Origin of the sequence: Streptomyces sp. PKU-EA00015 (assembly GCF_013387495.1) — a bacterium.
GTDB lineage: Bacteria > Actinomycetota > Actinomycetes > Streptomycetales > Streptomycetaceae > Streptomyces.
Map to the genome: position 1 here is coordinate 1 of NZ_JABZEE010000038.1, position 20,946 is coordinate 20,946.

Sequence of the window (20,946 nt, forward strand, 5' to 3'; positions counted from 1 at the left end):
TCGCCGAGCTGGGCCGGATCGTCGCCGGCCGCGGCGACGGCGAACTCCGGGAGTGGCGCGAGGGGCCCGGGGCCTTTCCGGCCGAGCAACTGGTGCTGGCCGCCGGGCGGGGCGCCTCCCAGCACGGGACCCTGATGTTCGGCGGCCACCTCAAGCGCTACCTGCAGCGGCTGAACCCGGTGGTGGCCGCGGTGGACGACCTCCTCGGGACGGCGGGATCGGCCGCCGCGACGGGTGCCGCCCCACCGGGCGCCGAGGAGCTGGGCACCTGGCTGGCCAGGCACTGGACGGAACTCACCAACGCCGCGGCCACGCTGGAGGAGCCGGACGGGCCGGAGGGCATGCTGGCCCGGCACTTCCTCGGCGACCTGGAACTGCTCGCCCGCTGGAGGGCCTCATGACCGTACCCGCAGACTCTGCCGGCCCCGCGGACCCCGTCGACCAGGCCGGGCCGCTGCTCGACACGGTGCTGCGGGACTGGGCGGGCCGCAGTCGGCACCCCGGACTCGCCATCGCCCTGGCCGACGGCCGGACGCTCGCCCCGGGCGAGGCGGCCGCCTTGGTGCTGCGGGGCCTGGCAGAACCGATGACCGATGCGCAGGGAGTGCACCGCCTGGTCGACGGAGGCGAGTTCACCGTCGTGGCCGACCTCCTGGACACCGCCGACTCCCCCGCCGGCCCAGCCGGCACCGCCCTCCTGCGGGACGTACGCGCCGGCCTCGACGTCCGACTCGACGCCGCCCAGCAGGAGGCCCTCGCCACCGTACGGTCCCGGGTCACCCTGCTGCGCCGGCGCGCCTCCCGCAGCTCGACCGCCCTCCCGGCGGACCTGGCACGGCGGGCCGAGGAGGCCGCGCTGCGCCGGCGCGCCGAGGCGACGGCCCTGCTCGATGAGGCCGAGGCCGCCGTACACCGCACCGAGCAGCGGCAGCAGCAGGAACTGCGCGCGGAACTCGGCGCTGCGGAGCTGTCCGAGGCCCACGCCGCGGCGGTCCTGGCCTGCCTGGACGCCAACGAGTTCGAGGCGGCCCGCAGGCTGCTGACGGCAGAGGACATCGACATGAACGGCAGCAGCCCCGCCTGGGTGCCCCGCCCGCCCCGCTGGGACCCCGCGCTCGGCCGCGGCCTCACGGAGATCCTCAGCCACTACCCGCCCGAATCCGTGCCGCCGCGGCACGACTATCTGACCCGCTACGTCCGCCTCGGCGAGTCCGACGTCCCGCTGCTGCAGTCGCTGCGCGCCCTCGCCACGGACCGCCACGAGACCTCCGTCGCCGACTTCGCCTCCTGCCTGAGCGCGGTGCTCGGCGAGGACGTACGCAAACCCGTGACCTTCCGGGACAACGGCTACCACACCCTGCTGACCGGGCTCGACGACGCCCGACTGCCCCACCTACCGATCACCGACCCCGCCGGGGTCGGCCTGTGGGTCTCCGCCACCGACGCGCCGCCACCCGACGAACTGTCGCGGCCGCTGGTCTGGTTCGTGCCCACGGCCGGTCCGGCCCCGGCCACACCAGCCGGTGTCGCGGCGCTGACCGCCGTGGAGCTGCTGCGCGTCCTCGCCCCGCCGCCGGCCGGTCTGCTGTCGGCGCCCGCCCACCGGCGGATCAACCTGCTGCGCCTGCTGGTCCCCCGGCTGGGCCCGTGCGCCCTGGCTTTCCCCGGCGCGGGCATCGCCCTCAACGGCGGCACCCCGCGCGAGGCGCTGGCCTGGCTCCTCGACCTGCACGCCGTGGTCCCCGACGCGGCCGGCGTGCACGCCCTGGACTACGAGTCCGAGGGCCATCCGCTGGTCATGCGGATGCTGCTGGACGAGGTGCTGCCGCAGCGGTCCGCCGACGGCCGGCTCGGCCACACCGGACTGGCCCTGGTCCGCACCCCCGAATTCCGGGCCCGGGTGCGTTCCGAGGTGATCGATGGGCTCCCCGCCGAGGAACGGGCCGCGCTGGGCCTGGCGTACGCCCTGCACCCGGAGGAGCCGTTCTGGGCCGCCGACATCCTGACCGATCTCCCGCTGGCCGGCCTGCCGGACGACTTCCCCCGGCGCTCCGGGCAGCTCTTCGACGCCGAGGAGGTCCTGGACCGGCTGTGCGGACAGGGTCTCCTGCGGCGCGTGGCGCTCCCCGACGGCACCAGCGGCTACCGCACCCTGCGGGCCGGCCTGGGCGCCCTGCTCTCCGAGGGCGCGAGCGAGCAGGCCGCCGCGGCTGTGGAAGTCCTGCTGCAGCGTCTGGAGGAGGCCAGGGCCTTCACCCGTGCCGCGGGCACCGAGAAGGCGGTGCGGCACCACGCGCACCAGGCCGACAACGACTTGGCGCTCATCTTGGCGAGTCTCGGTGCGCTCGGCGAGAAACTCGACGGCTCCGCGGCTGCCGAGGTGAACCGGGTCATGCAGATGCTGCCCCGACTCGGCGGGGAGCAGATCCGCACTGCGGTCTCCGGCCACCAGGCGCCGCCGACCCTGCACGACCTGGGCGAGCTGCTGCTCAAGGTCACCCGGGATGTCGAGTTCAACGAGGGCGTACGGATCACCTTCCGCAGCGAGCCGACCGGCGGGGCGCCGGTGCTGGCCGTACGCATCGGCCTGGAGACCGCGTTCGAGAACCTGATCCGCAACGCGGCCCAGGCGGTGCGCTCACTGCGGGCGGGCGGATCCGCGGACGCGGTCCGCGGCGGCCCGGACGTCGTGGTGCGGCTCCGGCGGCCCGACGAGGACGGCGGCCCGGCCGGGACCGGCAGGTGGTTCCAGGTGGACATAGAGGACACGGGGCCCGGGCTCACCGAGGAGGAACGGGAGTTGCTGCGCACAGGCGAGCACCTGTCCCGGCACGGCACCGGCGGCACCGGGCTGTCGGCCACGCGGGGGCTGCTACGGGAGGCCGGCGGGCGGCTCGACATCCTGGACCGCTCCCCGCTCGGCGGCGCCCATCTGCGGGTCCGGCTGCCCGTCGCGCGCTGACGGCGGCTGCTCGGCCCTCAGCCCGGGTACTGCTGGAGGAAGGCGCGCATCTCACGTTCCGCCTCCTCCACCGTGCCGTTCCGGAGGGTCCCGCGCACCCGGTCGGCAGCCTGGCGGCATCGTTGCAGCGCCGCGTTCCGGCCGCTGCCCCCGGCGTCCAGTTTCTCGTCGGCGCGCAGGGCCGCCCACTCCAGCCAGGTCTCGGCCCGCCTTCTGCGGTACTTCGGGTCCTGGGACACCAGGGCATCGGCGGCCGTCCTGATGACCGTCAGGTCGACCTGGGGCGTGCCCTTGTGGATGATGCCGACCAGGCGGTAACGGGCCCGCTGCACCAGGGTGCTGTCGTAGAGGTCGCCTGACGGCGGTGCCATGGTCATCAGCGAGGCCGGCACCTCGGTGTGGCGGGCCAGCCACGCCACGACCTCCAGGCCCCACCGGTCGTCCAGCCCCGGGGTCAGATGCAGGTCCACCAGCGCCCCGGCGAGCTGCCTCACCTCGGCCTCCCGATCGCGTTGCAACTGCCACCACTCGTTCAGCGAGCGGACGGTGAGACAGGAGAACCCGAAGCCCTCGAGCGCGCCCTCGATCAGGTCGGCCATCTGGTCCTCCACCACCAGAACGCGCCGCCGCTCGCCGGCCCGCAGCCGCTCCCGGACCGGGTCGCAGAGACGGTCACCGGGGAAGAAGTCCAGGAACCCTTCCAGGCCGTCGAGTTGGCGCAGGACCTCGGGGTCCGAACCGCCGAGCACCTCCAGCAGCCGGTCGCGGGACGTGAACACCGCGTTCCAGCGGTCGGGTTCGACCTGCGGGTGACAGACGCGCGGGTCACCGTGCCACAGGCCGATCAGCGGGGCGAGTTCCGCCGGGCCCGGTGGCCCGGGCAGATCGCGCAACTTCCCCACGCCCGAGATGAATTCTTCGGCGTCGACCCGGACCGCCTGCCGGTCGAGGGTGTACGGCCGGCCCTTGGCCCGCTTGGGCACCGGCAGCGTGGTCCGGCGCAGACTGCTGAAGTGCTGGGCCAGCGCCGCCTCGGAGGCGATCGCGGGGCGCCCGGCACCGTCACGGACCCACGCCATCACGTCCTGCTCCCGCACGCCGTACCGTAACCGCAGCGCCAGTACCACCAGCACCGCACCGGTGAGCCCGGCGGGCGTCTCCAGCGGTGTCCCGTCCCGCTCGACGGCGAGGTCTCCCAGGACCCGGATGCGCCACTGCTCCCCCATGTCTGTCATACGTCAATTGTGCCGCGGTCAACGCGCGCGTGCTGGTCGTACGTTGAGGTCGCTTTGAGCCCGCGCCCGGGGCTGGCGGAGAGGGGCCGCGGAAGCTCAGCGGACGAAGCGGGGAAAAACCGGCTGTGCCCGGGAGTCTCGTATCAACGGGGCGCAGCAGGCGCCTCCTCCCGGAAGGCAACCGCCGTGCATGACATCCGACTCACCCGCGACGAGCAGACCGTTCCCGGCAATGCTCTCGTCATCACGCCCATGGGCAACAAGACCCTCCGCAACGACGACACGTTCGACTTCGACTGGCACTTCCAGGAAGTCATCAGCCCGGTCGTCACGGAGGCCGGCATGACGCCGGTCCGCGCCGACAGCGTCTACGGCCCGGCCAACGTGCTGGACGTGGTGTGGCGCGGCATCCAGCAGGCCGAGGTCTGCATCGTCGACTTCTCCTGCCGGACGCCCAACGTGGCCATGGAGTACATGGCCGCCAAGCTGATCGGCAAGCGCATGATCTACCTCGCGCAGCACGCGGACGACATCCCCAGCGACGTCCGCGGACTGCGCCACATCCCGTACACCCCGCTGTACGCGGACATGGCCCGGATGCGGGCGGAACTGCGGCAGCAGCTGGAGGCGGTGCGCCTGGAGCCCGTCCAGGAGATGGCGCTGATCCCGCTGGCGACCGGCGGGGTCACCCCGGCCCGCGCCCAGGTCGTCAGCGTCTCCGCGGACTTCGCGGTGGTACGGGCCGCCGACGGCACCTTGGGGGTGCTCAGCGGCGAGGATGTCGACTGGTCGCGGATCGTCACCGACATGACCCGGTTCTGCACGGTGGGCGAGTGGCTGGACGGCGCCTTCGAGATGCTCCCGGCGGGCGGCACAAAGTACACGCTGCTCAGCGGCCAGCAGAACCCCTGGCGCCAGCTGGAGGCCACCCACCCGGTGGGACACACCTTCACCGGCACGGTGCACAGCGTGCGGCAGGCGGGGGTGTTCGTCCGGATCTCCGGGCCCGTCAACGGCCTGGTGCCGCGCAGCTCGCTGCCGGCCGGGACGGAGTTCACCCCGGGGAGCCAGGTGGAGGTGACGGTGCTGTCGGTGGAGAGCCGCCGGCGCCGGGCCACCCTGGCTCTGGCGCAGCGCAGGGCGCAGGGCCGGGGCCGGCCTGTGGTGCCCTTTCCGTCCTCCGGGGCGACGTCGGCCGGGACGGCGTCGCCCGGGGTGGCGCTGCAAGAGCGGCTGGAGGGCGAGGTGGTGAAGGTCGTCCCGGAGGGCCAGGGCGGCTATGTGCTGCTGCGGGTCGCCTGCCGTGAGCGCCCGGTGTTCCTGCACTGCTCCGCGATGAGCGGACAGCTGCGGCATGACCTCAACCACGGCGGGATCGAGCTCGGCGAGATCCTCGACCTCGAGGTGAGCAGCATCAACCTCCACCAGGACAAGGTCTGCGTCCGGGACGTCGAGCCCGAGGACGAGGCCAGGAACGAGGCCGAGGTCTCGCCCGACGAGGCCAAGGGCGGGCCGGAGGACCTTCCTCAGGCCGCCTGACCCCTCTCTCCCCTCCCCGGGGGCGCCGTGACACCACGGCGCCCCGGGGGCGCCCGGCCCCACAAGGCACACCCACCCCGAAGGAGAACCCGACATGTCGATCAACGCATCCCCCGGCGCATCCACCGACGAGACCCTGCTGGATCTGTACAAGCTGGTGGCCGAGATGGCCGACCGCATCTCGGTGCGCCGCGGCAAGGCGAACGCCTACTTCCTCGCCGTGCAGACCACCCTGGCGACGGTCGCCGCCGCGCTCCCGGCCACGCCGCTCACCGCGGCCGCCGAACTCGCCCTCGCCCTGCTGCTGTCCACCGTCTGGTGGCTGCAGCTGTGCTCGTACCGCGACCTCAACCGGGCGAAGTTCCGCACCGTCCTGGCCCTGGAGACCCGCCTCCCGGCGGCCCCCTACACCGACGAACAGGCGGCCCTGCCATCCCGGTTCCTCGAACTCGGCCGGACCGAACGCCTGGTCCCCTGGGCCTTCGCGGCCCTGCACTGCGCCGTCTTCGCCGCCCACATCGCCCCGGGCCTGCCGGGCGTTCCGGGCTGACGGATGCCGAGGTTGTACGGTCGCCCGGAGGCTGCCGGGCTGCCGCCATAGATCTCGGACTCGCGGGGAAGACCGCCTTCGTCACCGGCCGGACCATGTCTTCGTGCCCGTAGCCCGGACGCTCGCGGCCCGCTCCGCGGCCGGGAGCGGGACTCGCGAGGTTCCTCAGTGGACCTCGGCGGCCTGACTGGTCCAGGTGGCGTACATCTGGGTGTACTTGCCGTCGGCGGCGAGGAGCTGGTCGTGCGCACCGACCTCGACGATGCGGCCCTCGTCGACGACGACGATGCGGTCGGCCTTCATCGCGGTGGAGAGCCGGTGTGCGATCAGGATCGCGGTGCGGCCCTCCAGCAGCACGTCCAGGGCCTGCTCGAGCTTGGTCTCGGACTGGAGGTCCAGGTTGGACGTGGCCTCGTCCAGGACCAGCACCCGGGGCCGGGCCAGGAAGGCCCGTGCCAGGGCGACGAGTTGCCGTTCGCCGGAGGACAGCGACTGGCCCCGCTCCTGGACGACGGTGTCGAGGCCGTCGGGCAGCCGCTCGACCACGTCGACCAGGCCGACCACCCGCAGCGCCTCCCGGACCCGGTCGTCGGAGGCGTCCGGGACGGCGAAACGGATGTTGTCCCGGAGCGGCCCGGCGAACAGGAAGGGTTCCTGCGGAACGACGCCGATCTGCCGGCGGAGGGACTCTATCCGCACGTCCCGGAGGTCGCGCCCGTCGATGAGGATCCGGCCGGAGCCCGGGTCGTAGAACCGGGTGACCAGCTTGGCGAGGGTGGACTTGCCGGCACCGGTCGGACCGACGAACGCCACGGTCTCACCGGCCCGGATGTCCAGCGACACATCGGAGATCACCGGCCGGTCGGGAACATAGCCGAACGTGACGTCCTCGAAGACGATCTCACCCTCGACCTTCGGCAGGTCGACGGCTCCGGGGGCCTCCTCGACCTCCGCCCGGGTGCTCAGGAGCTGCCTCAGCTTCACGATCGACGACTGCCCCTGCTGGTACGTGTTGTAGAGCTGCACCAGTTGCTGGATGGGCTGGAAGAAGGCGCCCAGGGAGAGCAGGAACGCCACCAGCTCGCCGATGGTCAGCTCCCCGTCGGCGACCATGCCGGCACCGATGGCCAGCAGCGCGAGCTGTCCCGCGACACCGACGACCTGGGTGCTGGGCGTGTAGATCGAGTTGATCCGCCCGGTGCGGACGTTGGCGTCGTAGTACGTGCCGGTGACCTGCCGGTGGTGCTCGGAGTTGTGCCGCTGCCGGTTGTGCGGCCGAGATGCCGGTCACCTGGTAGGAGTGCGGGCCGCCGCGCGATCGTCTGCAAGGGGCGTGGCCGCCGCGGAGCGCGGCGGCCACGCCGGCCCAGGACCGACCGAGAGAAATGACAACCTCGGGTTGACACCACCCGACTGACAACCTATGGTTGACACCATGACGCAGATCACTCCGCCGGTCAAGCTCGACGAGCTCATCACGGCGATCACCGAGAACCACACCACCGCCCTCGACCAGCTCAGCGGCGCCATCCTGCTGGCCGACCACATCGGCGAGGTCGCCGACCATCTCATCGGCCACTTCGTCGACCAGGCCCGTCGCTCCGGCGCGTCCTGGACCGACATCGGCCGCAGCATGGGCGTCACCCGGCAGGCAGCCCAGAAGCGGTTCGTCGGCAAGCCCGACGCCAAGCCGTCGAATGCCTTCGAGAAGTTCTCCCAGCCCGCCCGCAGCGCGATCATCGCCGGCATGAACGAGGCCAAGGCGGCCGGCAACGCCGAGATCGTCCCGGCGCATGTCCTCCTCGGCCTGCTCGGCACCGAGGGCAGTGCGGTCGGCGCCCTGCTGGCGCAGGGCATCGACCTCGACCAGGCGCGGGACACGGCGGTGGCCGCCCTGCCGCCGCGCAGTGACGCCGATCCGGTGCTGATCCCGTACGACGCCCGCGCGAAGAAGGCGCTGGAACTGGCGTCGCGAGTGGCCCTCCGCCTCGACCAGGACAACGTCAGCACCGGCCACGTGCTGCTGGGGCTGCTGGAGGAGGAGGACGGCGCCGGGGTCCTGGCCTCGCTGGGCGTCGACACGGCGGCGGCCGAGCGTTTCGTGGCGGAAGCCGCCGACGAATCGTCCGTCGCCTCGTAGCGGAAACCGACCGCGTCCGTCCGCGGACGTCGGCTGACAGCGGCGGACTCCCGGAATGGGAACGGCACGGGAACCGAACGGTTACGGAACGGGAGCTCCGGGCGAGGTGGAGCCTGTCAAAGGTGACACCCCACCCGGATGTCCTCGCGCCCCGCGCCGACCCCCTGCCGGACGCGGCCCGTCGCGCCCTGTGCGCTGTGAACCGCCTACCCGGGTGCGATGGCGGCCGGACCTCCCGCGGAGGATCGGATCCCGTCTCCCTTTCCCGACCCCGTACATGCGGAGAGTGGTGTGATGGCTTTCGACCGGACGCGGATCTTCGGCCTTCGGCGCTTACGGAGGGCACGTCAACGCAAGACCGCGGTGGGAAGCCTCGCACCGGCGGCCTCCCTGACCGCGCCGCGCCGGCCGGCCGGCGCGCGTACGGGAGCGCCGGTCTGATGGCGACGCCGGGTACCGACGGCCGTGTCGCTCTCGTCACCGGCGCTTCGGGAGCGCTCGGCGCCGCCGTGGCACGGGTCCTCGACCACCGTGGCTACCGGCTGGCGTTGCACTACACCAGCGGTGAGGACCGGGCCCGCAAGGCAGCGGCCGAGCTCAGCGGGCCGAGCACCCTCGTGCGGGCGGACGTCGCCGACTGGGCTGCCACCCGGGACATGGTCGACCGGGTACGCGCTGAGCTGGGAGGCATCAGCGTCCTCGCCGTCAATCTGATCGGCACCTTCCATACCTGCCGGGCGGCACTCCCGGACATGCTGCGGGGCCGCTGGGGACGCATCATCAACGTCGTCTCGCCCGCCGGCCTCCTCGGCAGCCGGGGCCAGACGGCGTACTCGGCGGCCAAGGCCGGTGTGCTGGGGATGACCCGGAGCCTGGCCCTGGAGTGCGGGCGGTTCAATGTGACGGTCAACGCGCTGTCACCCGGCCTCATGGCCACCGCGCTCACTGAGGAGCTGCCGGCCGAGGTCAGCGCCACGCTCGTGGCGCGGACCGCGTTCGGCCGCATGGGCACGCCCGACGAGGTGGCCCGTGGCATCGAACTGCTGCTGGACGCCGACTACATGACCGGTCAGGTGCTGTCCATCGACGGAGGCATGTCGATCTCGTGACCGCCGTGCCGGACGGCCACCCCGCGCGCCCCGCTAGGAGTTCCCCGGAGCCTTCCGCGTGCGAAGTCCCGTCACCGGAACCGGACCTGACTGCGGAGGCACAAGCATCCCCTCCAGCCCGTACTGAAACCGAGGAAGGACCACGACATGAACAACCCCCGCCGCATCGTCATCGGAAGCTCGGTCCGGATGGCCACGGCAGGGGACGGTCCGTGTGCACGCGGCCGCCTATGCCCATCACATGGGGGGCGAGCCTTACGGGCATTCAGCATCCTGCGCATCTCCCACGCCGAAATGCCGGATCTCGCGGGCGAGTTGAAGTCGGCGCCCCCGACGACTGGCTGATCGTCGCCAGCGACGTCGGTGAGTCTGTACGACTACACATTCCTGGCCCTGGTCAATCACTGGCCGCTGACACGCTGCCCCATCAGGAGCTTGATGCGGCAATTCGGCATGGTGCGCACCGCACACTGGCACACCCACTTCGATGTACGGACCTGCGTTACGGGCTTCTACACCTCTCCCGCAACACCGTCTACGACGGCGTGCCGTTCGAAGAAGTACCCCTCAGCCACCCGCGGGAGTGGCGCCGCTTCGGGCCGTGCCTCGACCTGGCTCAGCAGGTCCTGCACCGGCCCGACACCACCACGTACGCGAACACGGAAACCGTCGCATGATCGACTCCCTCTTGCCCCCCGCCGCCCGCGCCGTTCAGTCCTTCACCCATCGGCTGGACATCACTCTGTCCCCTCAGGAAGAGGCGCTCATCGCCAGAGCCGTCCCGAAACGGCGCAACGAGTTCACCACCGTCCGCGCCTGCGCCCACGAGGCGCTGGCCGCGCTCGGCCTGGCTCCGGTTCCGTTGCTCCCGGACGAGCGGGGCGCCCCGGGCTGGCCGCCCGGGGTCGTCGGCAGTATGACGCACTGCGCAGGCTACGGTGCCGCCGCGGTGACCCACGCCCATGAGATTACCGCGCTCGGCATCGACGCCGAGCCCAACTCCCCGCTTCCGGAAGGGATACTGGAGGCCATAACCCGCCCCGAGGAACGCTCCGCCCTGGCCTCACTTGCCGCCCTACCCGCCGCGGCGGCCGGGCCCGCATGGGACCGTCTCCTGTTCAGCGCCAAGGAGTCCGTATACAAGGCGTGGTACCCGGTGACCCGCCGCTGGCTGGACTTCCAGCAGGCGTTCCTCGAACTCGCCCCAGACGGCACGTTCACCGCCCGCGTCCTCGTCCCCGCCCCGCCCGAACTCGCCTGTGTGCACGGACGTTGGGCCGCCGACAGCGGCCATGTGCTCACAGCCGTGGCCGTGGAGCAGGTGTAGGGGCCTCGCCGCCGGCTCCGGTTGACCAGTGGGCGAGCCCGCAGGGCTGGCAGAAGGCCCGCGAACGGGAGCCATCGGCAAGATGGGCCGGCCGCAGCTCGCGCCCCGCCCACGCACGACCGTCAGCCCACGCTCCCAGCCGGTCCTCTCCGCGATCACAGCGATCGGCATCATCCGAGTCCGTTTCAACAATTCCCAAATCACGGACTCCACCGCGTCCACCGCCGAACCCTCCCCAGCCCGCCGGTAGTGCGGCGGCCGGTCCGGTGCCAGCGCCCTCAGCAGGGTGTTCCTGGAAGTCCCCAGTTGCCGGCCCACCGCCCAGGCCGACAGCCCCTCAGACTGCTGTAGCCGATAGATCTCAGCCCAGTCCTCCACGTCGAACATGCGTCAAGATCTCGCATCCAACGCACGTAACGCCCATCATGCACGCTCGGAGAAACAGCAGGTCAGCTGCCCTTCTCGGCAGGCTCAAGGATCGCGACACACTCGACATGGTGGGTCATCGGAAACAGGTCGAACGCCCGCAGTGTGCGCGGCTTGTAGCCGCTCTCGCGGAAGTACGCCAGGTCCCGCGCCAGCGCCGCCGGATCGCAGGCCACGTACGCGATGCGGCGGGCGCCCAGGGACGCGAGGTGCCTGACCGTCTGCTTGCCGGCGCCCGCGCGCGGCGGGTCGAGGACGATCAGGTCCACCTCGGTGATCCGGGTACGCGGCAGGACCTGCTCCACCTTGCCCTGTTCGATGCGGACGCGGTCGAAGTCCTGGAGGTTGTGGCGGGCGTCCTCCACCGCGCGCTTGCCCGACTCGATGCCGAGCACCGCGCCCTTCTCGCCCACCCGGTCCGCGAGGGCCCCGGCGAACAGGCCCACGCCGCAGTACAGGTCGAGTGCCATGTCGCCCTTGCGAGGCAGCAGACCCTGCATCACGGCCTTCACCAGCACGTCCGCTGCCTGCGGGTGCACCTGCCAGAAGCCGCCCATGCCGACGCGGTACGTGCGCTCGTCCGCGCGCTCGCGGACGAAGGCGCGGCCGTGGACGCGGTGCACTCCCCCGTCCTTCTCGTCCACGCGCAGCACGGAGACGGGCTTGTCCAGTTCGACCAGGGGCAGCCGCCCGCCGGGGCGCGGGGTGAGAATGACCTGGCGGTCGTTCGAGCCGGTCGCCGCGATCGCCTCGACCGTGGCCATCTGCGGCCACTCCCGCTTCTCGACGCCCAGTTCGCTGACGCCCGGCGCCGCGATCATGCAGTGCTCGATGGGCTGGACGTCGTGCGAGCGGTGCTTGCGCAGTCCGGCCCGGCCTTCGGCGTCGATCGCGTACTGAACGCGCGTGCGCCATGCGGGCACCTCGCCGGCCGGGACCTTGTCGCCCGGCGCCGGCATCACGGTGCCGTCCCAGCCGGCCTCCTCGGGCGTCAGGCCCGCGAGGCGCTTCAGCTGTTCGGCGACGACCTCGCCCTTGAGGCGCCGCTGCGCACCCGGCTTGGCGTGCTGCCAGTCGCAACCGCCGCACTTGCCGGGTCCGGCGTAGGGGCACGGGGCCTCGACGCGGTCCTTGGACGCCTCCAGGACGCGCACCGCGTCGGCGCGCAGGAAGCGGGAGTCCTCCTCGCCCTCCGTGACCCGGGCGACGACCTTCTCGCCGGGGAGCGCGTGCCGGACGAACAGCACGCGACCCTCGTCGGTGCGGGCGATGCAGTGGCCGCCGTGCGCCACGGGACCGACCTCGACCTCGTACTCCTCCCCGATCAGCGAAGAATCAGGTGCGTTCTGCATGACGAGGTGACTCCAGAGGTGAGACGGGGGCTGCCGGAGCGGCAGCCCACCAGTCTACGTGGCCCGCAGCTCAGCTCTTGGCGGCCGGCTGCTTGGGGCGCTCGTCGACCGGACCGCGGCGCACCGAGCCGGGCGCGTTCCACTCCTGGCGCTTCCTGGCCCGCTTCTTCGCGACCTCGGAGGACTGGAGCTGGTACGGCACCGAGGTCACCATCACGCCGGGCGTGAACAGCAGCCGGCCCTTGAGACGCAGGGCGCTCTGGTTGTGCAGCAGGTGCTCGTACCAGTGGCCGACGACGTACTCGGGGATGATCACGCTGACCGCGTCCCGCGGGCTCTCGCGGCGGAGGCTCTTGACGTATTCGATGACCGGGCGGGTGACCTCGCGGTACGGGGAGTCGAGGATCTTCAGCGGGACGTTGATGCCGCGCCGCTCCCACTCGGCCTGCAGCGCCTTGGTCTCGGCCGGGTCGACGTTGATGCTCAGCGCCTCCAGCTTGTCGGAGCGCATCAGCTTGGCGTACGCGACGGCGCGCAGCGTCGGCCGGTGGACCTTGGACACCAGGACGATCGAGTGGACACGGGAGGGGCGCACGCTGTCGTCGCTCGGCTCGTCGGGTGCGGCGATCTCCTCGGCGACCCGGTCGTAGTGCTTGCGGATCGCGGTCATCGTTCCGTAGAAGATCACCATGCCGAGCAGGGCGACCCAGGCGCCGTGCGTGAATTTGGTGGCGAGGACGACCACCAGCACCAGGCCCGTGAAGAAGGCGCCGAAGGTGTTGATCGCGCGGGAGCGGATCATGTGGCGGCGCTTGGCCTTGTTCCGCTCCGTCCTCAGGTGCCGGTTCCAGTGCCGGACCATGCCGGTCTGGCTGAGCGTGAAGGAGACGAAGACGCCGACGATGTAGAGCTGGATCAGCTTGGTGGAGTCGGCCCCGTAGATCCAGACGAGAAGTATGGCCGCGCCGGCGAGCAGCACGATGCCGTTGGAGAAGGCGAGCCGGTCACCGCGGGTGTGCAGCTGACGCGGCAGGTAGCGGTCCTGCGCGAGGATCGAGCCGAGGAGCGGGAAGCCGTTGTACGCGGTGTTCGCGGCCAGGAACAGCACGAGGGCGGTGGCGGCGGCGAGCAGCACGAAGAAGAACGTCCCGTCGCCGAAGACGGCGGCGGCGACCTGTGAGATCACCGGGTGCTGGACGTAGTCGGCGCCGACCGGGGCTCCGTCGACGACCAGGTCCGTGGCGGGGTGCTCGGCCATCTTGACGTCGGTGGCCATGGCGAGGCCGATGATGCCGCAGAACATGGTGACGGCCAGGCCGCCCATGAGCAGCAGCGTGGTCGCGGCGTTCCTGCTCTTGGGCTTGCGGAAGGCGGGGACGCCGTTGCTGATCGCCTCGACGCCGGTGAGCGCCGCACAGCCGGAGGAGAAGGCGCGCAGCAGGAGGAAGACGAGCGCGAAGCCGGCGAGGCCCTGGTGTTCGGGCTTGATCTCGTAGTCGGCGGTCGGTGCGCGCATGGTGTCGTCGAGGACGATGCCCTTGAAGGCGCCCCAGAGGATCATGATGAAGACGCCGGCGACGAAGACGTACGTCGGGATCGCGAAGAGCTTGCCCGACTCCTTCACGCCGCGCAGGTTCATCAGCGTCAGCAGCACGATGATGACGATGGCGCTGAGCACCTTGTGCTCGACGACGAACGGGACGGCCGAGCCGAGATTCTCCACGCCGGAGGAGATGGAGACGGCGACGGTCAGGACGTAGTCGACGAGCAGCGCGCTGGCGACGGTGAGGCCGGCCTTCGGGCCGAGGTTGGTGTTGGCGACCTCGTAGTCGCCGCCGCCGCTCGGGTAGGCGTGGACGTTCTGCCGGTAGGAGGCGACGACCGTGAACATCAGCACCACGACCGCCGCGGCGATCCAGGGACTGAAGTGGTACGCCGACACACCCGCGATGGACAGGACCAGCAGGACTTCGCCAGGGGCGTACGCCACAGAGGAGAGCGGGTCGGAGGCGAAGACGGGGAGTGCAACGCGCTTGGGGAGGAGTGTCTCCCCCAGCCTGTCGCTGCGCAGCGCCCGGCCGATCAGGATCCGTTTGGGCACGTCGGTCAGTTTGGACACGGGGAGGATCGTAAGCGTTCGAAATGAGTCATGCCCACTTCCCACCCGGGCCTTAACGGAATCCTGTCTCCCCGTGACACCCGGGACCAAGGGGCGACCGCGCGTGTTTAGCTAGGGCAGCGGTCTGAGACCCTGGAGGGCCCTGACAGCGAGACAGGATCAGTGACAGCCGGAAGGACGGTCGTGCACATCGTCATCATGGGGTGCGGGCGAGTGGGAGCCGCCCTCGCGCAGACCCTGGAGCAGCAGGGGCACACGGTCGCCGTCGTCGACCAGGACCCCACGGCCTTCCGTCGCCTGGGATCGGGATTCGGCGGCCGCCGCGTCACCGGAGTCGGCTTCGACCAGGACACCCTGCGCGAGGCGGGGATCGAGGAAGCGGGCGCGTTCGCCGCGGTCAGCAGCGGCGACAACTCGAACATCATCGCGGCCCGGGTGGCGCGGGAGATGTTCGGCATCGAGAACGTGGCCGCGCGCATCTACGACCCGCGCCGCGCGGAGGTCTACCAGCGCCTGGGCATTCCGACGGTCGCGACGGTCCGCTGGACCGCCGACCAGATGCTGCGGCGGCTGCTGCCGTCCGGCGCGGAGCCGCTGTGGCGTGATCCGAGTGGCGGGGTGCAGCTGGCGGAGGTCCACACGTCGCCGGCATGGATCGGCCACAAGGTCAGCAGGCTGCAGGAGGAGACGGGCGTACGTGTCGCGTTCCTCACCCGGCTGGGCGAAGCAGTGCTGCCGACGTCGCAGACCGTCTTGCAGGAGGGCGACCTCGTGCACGTGATGATGCGTACGGACGAGATCGCGAAGGTCGAGGCGGCCTTCGCGGAGGGTCCTGAGGAGGGCGGTCACTGATGCGGGTGGCTATTGCGGGCGCCGGCGCGGTGGGGCGTTCCATCGCGGGCGAGTTGCTGGAGAACGGGCACGAGGTCCTCCTGGTCGACAAGGCCCCGACCGCCATCTCGGTGGAGCGGGTGCCGCAGGCAGAGTGGCTGCTGGCCGACGCGTGCGAGATCACGTCGCTGGACGAGGCGGCGCTGCAGCGCTGCAACGTGGTGATCGCGGCGACGGGCGACGACAAGGTGAACCTGGTCGTGTCGCTGCTCGCGAAGACGGAGTACGGGGTGCCGCGGGTCGTCGCGCGGGTGAACAACCCCAAGAACGAGTGGCTCTTCAACGAGTCCTGGGGCGTGGACGTGGCCGTGTCCACCCCGCGTCTGATGTCGGCGCTGGTGGAGGAGGCGGTGAGCGTGGGCGACCTGGTGCGTCTGCTGCGCTTCAGCCACGGCGACGCGAACCTGGTCGAGCTGACGCTGCCGCCGGAGTCGGCGCTGGCGGGTACGCAGGTGGGCGACGTGGCATGGCCGGAGGACACCTCCCTGGTCACGATCATCCGCGGCCCCCGGGTCCTGACCCCGAGCACGGAGGAGACGCTGGAGGCGGGCGACGAACTGCTGTTCGTGGCGGCCCAGGCGCGCGAGGAGCAACTGGAGGACCTGCTCTCCGTCCGCCGCGAGTCCTGACGACCCGGCGGCACCCTCGCGCATACGGGACGGCCCGGAACCGATCGGTTCCGGGCCGTCCCGTATGCGCGAGCCGTTGAGGCTACGCGTCGCCGCCGTGGGTCTGTGCCGCCGCCTTGCGGGCCTTCTCCGCCCGTTCCTCCGCCTCCATCTCCGCGAAGACGTCGATCGGCGGCGGCGCCTTCGCCAGGAACAGCCAGGTCAGGTACACGGCCAGCAGGAACGGCGGGATCTTGAGAGTGACCAGGACCCAGCCCAGCTGCGTCGTGTCCGCCCACCAGTACAGCGGGAACAGGATCGCGCACTTGGCGAGCAGGATCAGGCCCCAGGCCCAGCTGGCCTTCGCGTACGCCTTCTTGCGGCCGGGGTTGCGGGTGCGCCAGGAGAGGTTCTCCTTGAACACCGGGCCGAGAATCAGACCGATCAGCGGCACGCCCGCCAGTGTCGTGATGATGTACGCCAGCGCGAGCCCGAGCGTGTAGAGCATGCCCGGCAGGTAGAAGTCCTTCGCGTTGCCGGTCATCATCGCGAAGACGACACCGAAGGCCACGCCGAAGACGCCGCTGAAGGCGTGCTTCACGGTGTCCTTGCGCACCAGCCGCACGGCCACCAGCACCAGCGAGACCGCGAGCGCGGCGATCGCCGAGATGTGCAGGTCCTTGTTGATCGTGTAGATCGTGACGAAGAGCAGGCCCGGCAGGACCGTCTCCACCATGCCGCGCACGCCGCCGAACGCCTCGAACAGCGCCGCCTCGGTGACCGCCTTCGCATCGGCGGGGCCCTGCGCGCTGTCCTTCTGCTGGTCGTTCGTCGTGGGGGTCGGCTTGTCGACAGACGTCACCGGCTACTCCTGTCCGAGCGGTCGGAGTTCGTATTTGGGATTGAACAGCACCCGGCGGCCGTGGCTCATCGAGATCCGGCCGGACGCGATCAGCCTGCGCCCCGGCTCGATGCCCACGATGGACCGGCGGCCGAGCCAGACGACGTCGAGCGGGGCCGTGCCGTCGAAGAGCTCCGCCTCCAGCGCGGGCACACCGGCCCGCGGACGAAGGGTGACGGTGCGCAAGGTACCAGTGACCCGGACTATCTGGCGGTCACCGCAGTCGCTGATACGGGTGCACCCCGACGCCTGGGCGTCCTCCTGGAGCTCCTCCGACTCGAGATCCTGCTGCGAGCTGGAGAGCCGGTCGAGCATGCGGCGGAAGCGGCCGGCGGGTTTCGACGCCCTGTTGTCCTTCGCCGCGTTCTCCGGACGGGGTACAGCACTCATACAGAAAGCCTACCGGCCCCCGCAGGGGCCGGATCAACGTTCGAAGCGGTACCCCATGCCGGGCTCGGTGACGAAGTGCTTCGGGTGCGAGGGGTCGGCCTCCAGCTTGCGGCGCAGCTGCGCCATGTAGACCCGGAGGTAGTTGGTCTCCGTCCCGTACGAAGGGCCCCATACCTCCTGGAGCAGCTGCTTCTGGCTGACCAGGCGGCCGGTGTTGCGGACGAGGACCTCCAGCAGATGCCACTCGGTGGGCGTGAGACGTACGTCGCGTCCGTCGCGGTTCACCTTCTTCGCCGCGAGGTCGACGGCGAAGGTCGCGGTCTCGACGGTGACCACCTCCTCGCCGCTGCCGACGGGCTCGGCCCTGCGGACGGCGGCACGCAGCCGGGCCAGTAGTTCGTCCATGCCGAAAGGTTTGGTGACGTAGTCGTCGGCGCCGGCGTCGAGCGCCTCGACCTTCTCGTCCGAGGAGTGGCGCGCGGAGAGCACCAGGATCGGCACCCTGGTCCAGCCGCGCAGACCCTTGATGACCTCGACGCCGTCCATGTCGGGAAGGCCGAGGTCGAGAACGACGACGTCGGGGTGACGGGCGGCGGCGATGTCGAGCGCGGTCGCGCCGTCGGGGGCCGAGTCCACCTCGTACTTGCGCGCCTTCAGGTTGATGACGAGGGCGCGGACGATCTGCGGCTCGTCGTCGACCACGAGCACCCGGGTCATACCGGTCCGCCTTTCTGCTGAGTGGGCTGGGAGGGCTGGGTCTGCTGCGCGGGCCGAGGGGCCTGGCCGGGCAGGCGGGCGCCGGGCGCGCCGCGCGGCGTCATGTCGCCGCCCGCGCGGGCAGTCCGGCGGTGCCCTTGCTGCCGTGTCCCGGAGCGGCGCACAGGGTGAGCACCATGGTCATGCCGCCGCCGGGGGTGTCCTCGGCGGTGAGCGTGCCGCCCATGGACTCGACGAAGCCCCGGGCGACGGCGAGGCCGAGGCCGACGCCGGCGCCGCGCGGGGCGTCGCCGTAGCGCTGGAACGGCTCGAAGATGCGGTCCTTCTCCTCGTCGGGCACTCCGCTGCCGCGGTCGGCGACCCGCAGTTCGACCCGTTCCCCGAGAGCGCTGGCCGCGACGGTGACGGGGGTGCCGGCGGGGCTGTACTTGACGGCGTTCTCGACGATGTTGGCCACCGCCCGCTCCAGCAGCCCGCGGTCGACGGCCACCATGGGCAGCGACTCGGGGATGTCGAGGACCACGCTCTCCGGCGGTACGCCGGCCAGGGCGAGCGGGATCACCTCGTCGAGACTCGTCTCGCGGATCAGCGGGGTGACGGTGCCGGTCTGCAGGCGCGACATGTCGAGCAGGTTGCCGACCAGGTGGTCGAGCCGGTCCGCGCCGTCCTCGATGCCGGCGAGCAGCTCGGCCTCGTCCTCCTTGGACCAAGCAACGTCGTCGGACCGGAGCGAGGAGACCGCCGCCTTGATCCCCGCGAGCGGGGTGCGCAGGTCGTGGCTGACGGCGGCGAGCAGTGCGGTGCGGATGCGGTTGCCCTCGGCGAGCGCCCGGGCCGCCTCCGCCTCTCCCACCAGGCGCCGGCGGTCGACGACGACCGCGGCCTGGGTGGCGAACGCGGCGAGCACCCGGCGGTCCTCGGCGGGCAGTACGCGGCCGGAGAGGGCCAGCGCCATGTGGTCGCCGACGGGCATGTCCACGTCCGCGTCTTCGGGGCGGGCCGCGGGATCGGGTCCGGCGCTCGCCGTGCACGTCCACGGCTCGATGCCGCCGGCGCGTTCCAGGAGGGCCACGGACTCCATCGCGAAGGTCTCCCGGACCCGTTCGAGGAGCGCGTCGAGCGCGGTCTCGCCGCGCAGCACGCTGCCGGCGAGGAAGGAGAGGATCTCCGACTCCGCCCGCAGCCGGGCAGCCTGATGGGTGCGGCGGGCGGCGAGGTCCACGACGGAGGCGACCGCCACGGCCACCGCGAAGAAGACCACGATGGCGACGAGGTTGTGCGGCTCGGCGATGTCGAGGGTGTGGGTGGGCTGCGTGAAGTAGTAGTTGAGCAGCAGTGATCCGACGGCGGCGGAGGCGAGCGCGGGCAGCAGCCCGCCGATCAGTGCCGCCGTGACCGTGAGGAAGAGGAACAGCAGGACGTCGTTGGCGAGGCCGGGGCCGTTCTCCATGCCCGTCAGCACCAAGGCGAGCAGCACGGGCGCGACGACGCCGGCGGCCCAGCCCGCCGCGATCCGGGAGCGGCCGAGCCGGGCGCCGCGGGCCCCGGGCAGGCCGCGCCCCTTGCCGGCCTCGTCGTGGGTGACGATGTGGACGTCGAGGTCGGGCCAGGAGTCGCGGGCCACAGTAGCCCCGACGCCGGGGCCGAAGAGGTACTGCCAGGACTTGCGGCGGCTGGAGCCGAGGACGATCTGGGTGGCGTTGACCCCGCGCGCGAACTCCAGCAGCGCGGACGGCACGTCGTCGCCGATCACGTGGTGGAAGGAGCCGCCGAGGTCCTCGACCAGCGTGCGCTGGACGGCGAGTTCCTTGGGGGACGCGGAGGTCAGCCCGTCGCTGCGGGCGATGTAGACGGCGAGGATCTCGCTGCCCGAGCCCTTGGCCGCCATCCGGGACGCGCGCCGGATCAGGGTGCGGCCCTCGGGTCCGCCGGTGAGACCGACGACGATGCGTTCGCGTGCCTGCCAGGTGGAGCGGATGTTGTGCTCGCCCCGGTACTGCTGGAGGTATTCGTCGACCCGGTCGGCGAGCCAGAGCAGGGCCAGCTCGCGCAGTGCGGTGAGGTTGCCGGGGCGAAAGTAGTTGGACAGGGCGGCGTCCACCCGGTCCGGCTTGTAGATGTTGCCGTGCGCCATCCTGCGGCGCAGCGCCTGAGGTGCCATGTCGACGAGTTCGATCTGTTCGGCTCTGCGGACCACCTCGTCGGGGACCGTCTCCCGCTGCGGTACACCGGTGATCGAGTCGACGACATCCCCGAGGGATTCGAGGTGCTGGATGTTGACGGTCGATATGACGTCTATGCCGGCGGCGAGCAGCTCCTCGACGTCCTGCCAGCGCTTGGCGTTGCGGGAGCCCGGCACGTTGGTGTGGGCGAGTTCGTCGACGAGGGCGACAGCGGGGCGGCGCTCCAGCACGGCGTCGACGTCCATCTCGGCGAAGACGGCGCCGCGGTGGGTGATCTCGCGGCGCCGCACCTGCTCCAGTCCGTGGAGCAGCGCCTCGGTGCGCGGCCGGTCGTAGGGCTCCACGAACGCGACGACGCAGTCCGTGCCGCGTTCCACGCGGCGGTGCGCCTCGGAGAGCATCGCGTACGTCTTGCCGACTCCGGGCGCCGCACCCAGGTAGATCCGAAGCTTGCCGCGTCCCATGGCCCCATTGTCTTCTCTGTGCCGCATCAAGCG

18 protein-coding genes are annotated in these 20,946 nt (G+C 71.4%); 10 read left to right on the forward strand and 8 right to left on the reverse strand.

The genetic code is table 11. From position 1 onward, the window contains the following. Positions 1-401: hypothetical protein (locus tag HW130_RS23190; protein ID WP_177151602.1), on the forward strand; the 401-nt coding region annotated here is incomplete at its 5' end. Continuing rightward, positions 398-2,962 carry an ATP-binding protein gene (locus HW130_RS23195; protein ID WP_177151603.1) on the forward strand — a complete coding sequence of 855 codons (2,565 nt, stop codon included), beginning with the start codon at positions 398-400 and terminating at the stop codon, positions 2,960-2,962. The genes HW130_RS23190 and HW130_RS23195, both read left to right, overlap by 4 nt. A 17-nt stretch (positions 2,963-2,979) precedes the next feature. On the opposite strand, the gene HW130_RS23200 is transcribed toward HW130_RS23195, so the two are convergent. Then, on the reverse strand, positions 2,980-4,197 hold the full coding sequence (locus HW130_RS23200; protein ID WP_177151604.1) for a response regulator: 1,218 nt from the start codon (positions 4,195-4,197) through the stop codon (positions 2,980-2,982). A gap of 186 nt (positions 4,198-4,383) precedes the next feature. On the opposite strand from HW130_RS23200, the gene HW130_RS36780 reads away from it, so the two are divergent. Next, entirely contained in the window at positions 4,384-5,736 is a 1,353-nt protein-coding gene (locus HW130_RS36780; RefSeq protein ID WP_177151605.1) for a S1 RNA-binding domain-containing protein, read from the forward strand. 94 nt (positions 5,737-5,830) lie between these two features. Beyond that, positions 5,831-6,286, forward strand: coding sequence for a hypothetical protein (locus HW130_RS23210; protein WP_177151606.1), 456 nt, complete (start codon positions 5,831-5,833; stop codon positions 6,284-6,286). A gap of 165 nt (positions 6,287-6,451) precedes the next feature. Here HW130_RS23210 and HW130_RS23215 read toward each other — a convergent pair whose 3' ends face one another. Further along, the gene (locus HW130_RS23215) at positions 6,452-7,399 is read right to left on the reverse strand and encodes an ABC transporter ATP-binding protein (protein ID WP_256356279.1); all 948 of its coding nucleotides are present in this window, start codon (positions 7,397-7,399) and stop codon (positions 6,452-6,454) included. Between the two features lie 322 nt (positions 7,400-7,721). On the opposite strand from HW130_RS23215, the gene HW130_RS23220 reads away from it, so the two are divergent. The 4 genes from HW130_RS23220 (at position 7,722) to HW130_RS23230 (ending at position 10,862) form a co-directional block, all read left to right on the forward strand. After that, positions 7,722-8,426 (forward strand): Clp protease N-terminal domain-containing protein, encoded by a 705-nt coding sequence (locus HW130_RS23220; protein WP_177151607.1) that lies wholly within the window; start codon positions 7,722-7,724, stop codon positions 8,424-8,426. Between the two features lie 440 nt (positions 8,427-8,866). After that, complete coding sequence (locus HW130_RS23225) at positions 8,867-9,535, forward strand: SDR family oxidoreductase (RefSeq protein WP_177151608.1); 669 nt, start codon at positions 8,867-8,869, stop codon at positions 9,533-9,535. A gap of 545 nt (positions 9,536-10,080) precedes the next feature. Further along, positions 10,081-10,212: a hypothetical protein gene (locus tag HW130_RS36140; protein WP_256356280.1), complete on the forward strand. Its 132-nt coding sequence runs from the start codon at positions 10,081-10,083 to the stop codon at positions 10,210-10,212. Then, positions 10,209-10,862 (forward strand): 4'-phosphopantetheinyl transferase, encoded by a 654-nt coding sequence (locus HW130_RS23230; protein WP_177151609.1) that lies wholly within the window; start codon positions 10,209-10,211, stop codon positions 10,860-10,862. Before HW130_RS36140 ends, HW130_RS23230 begins: the two co-directional genes overlap by 4 nt. A 449-nt stretch (positions 10,863-11,311) precedes the next feature. On the opposite strand, the gene HW130_RS23235 is transcribed toward HW130_RS23230, so the two are convergent. Both HW130_RS23235 and HW130_RS23240 read right to left on the reverse strand, forming a co-directional pair. Beyond that, positions 11,312-12,640 carry a class I SAM-dependent RNA methyltransferase gene (locus HW130_RS23235; protein ID WP_177151610.1) on the reverse strand — a complete coding sequence of 443 codons (1,329 nt, stop codon included), beginning with the start codon at positions 12,638-12,640 and terminating at the stop codon, positions 11,312-11,314. Between the two features lie 70 nt (positions 12,641-12,710). Next, positions 12,711-14,759, reverse strand: coding sequence for an APC family permease (locus HW130_RS23240; RefSeq protein ID WP_177151611.1), 2,049 nt, complete (start codon positions 14,757-14,759; stop codon positions 12,711-12,713). Between the two features lie 183 nt (positions 14,760-14,942). On the opposite strand from HW130_RS23240, the gene HW130_RS23245 reads away from it, so the two are divergent. Both HW130_RS23245 and HW130_RS23250 read left to right on the forward strand, forming a co-directional pair. Further along, positions 14,943-15,611 carry a TrkA family potassium uptake protein gene (locus HW130_RS23245; RefSeq protein WP_177151612.1) on the forward strand — a complete coding sequence of 223 codons (669 nt, stop codon included), beginning with the start codon at positions 14,943-14,945 and terminating at the stop codon, positions 15,609-15,611. After that, positions 15,611-16,279 (forward strand): TrkA family potassium uptake protein, encoded by a 669-nt coding sequence (locus HW130_RS23250; protein ID WP_177151613.1) that lies wholly within the window; start codon positions 15,611-15,613, stop codon positions 16,277-16,279. The genes HW130_RS23245 and HW130_RS23250 overlap by 1 nt, the downstream gene beginning before the upstream one ends. An 82-nt stretch (positions 16,280-16,361) precedes the next feature. Here the strand turns inward: HW130_RS23250 and HW130_RS23255 are convergent, their stop codons facing one another. From HW130_RS23255 to HW130_RS23270, 4 genes are all read right to left on the reverse strand, one after another. Then, complete coding sequence (locus HW130_RS23255; protein WP_177151614.1) at positions 16,362-17,120, reverse strand: DUF3159 domain-containing protein; 759 nt, start codon at positions 17,118-17,120, stop codon at positions 16,362-16,364. A gap of 3 nt (positions 17,121-17,123) precedes the next feature. Then, positions 17,124-17,549 carry an OB-fold nucleic acid binding domain-containing protein gene (locus HW130_RS23260; protein ID WP_177151615.1) on the reverse strand — a complete coding sequence of 142 codons (426 nt, stop codon included), beginning with the start codon at positions 17,547-17,549 and terminating at the stop codon, positions 17,124-17,126. 33 nt (positions 17,550-17,582) lie between these two features. Continuing rightward, positions 17,583-18,266: a response regulator gene (locus tag HW130_RS23265; protein WP_177151616.1), complete on the reverse strand. Its 684-nt coding sequence runs from the start codon at positions 18,264-18,266 to the stop codon at positions 17,583-17,585. Positions 18,267-18,366: 100 nt separating this feature from the next. Next, positions 18,367-20,913: a sensor histidine kinase KdpD gene (locus HW130_RS23270; protein ID WP_177151617.1), complete on the reverse strand. Its 2,547-nt coding sequence runs from the start codon at positions 20,911-20,913 to the stop codon at positions 18,367-18,369. Positions 20,914-20,946: the final 33 nt, after the last annotated feature.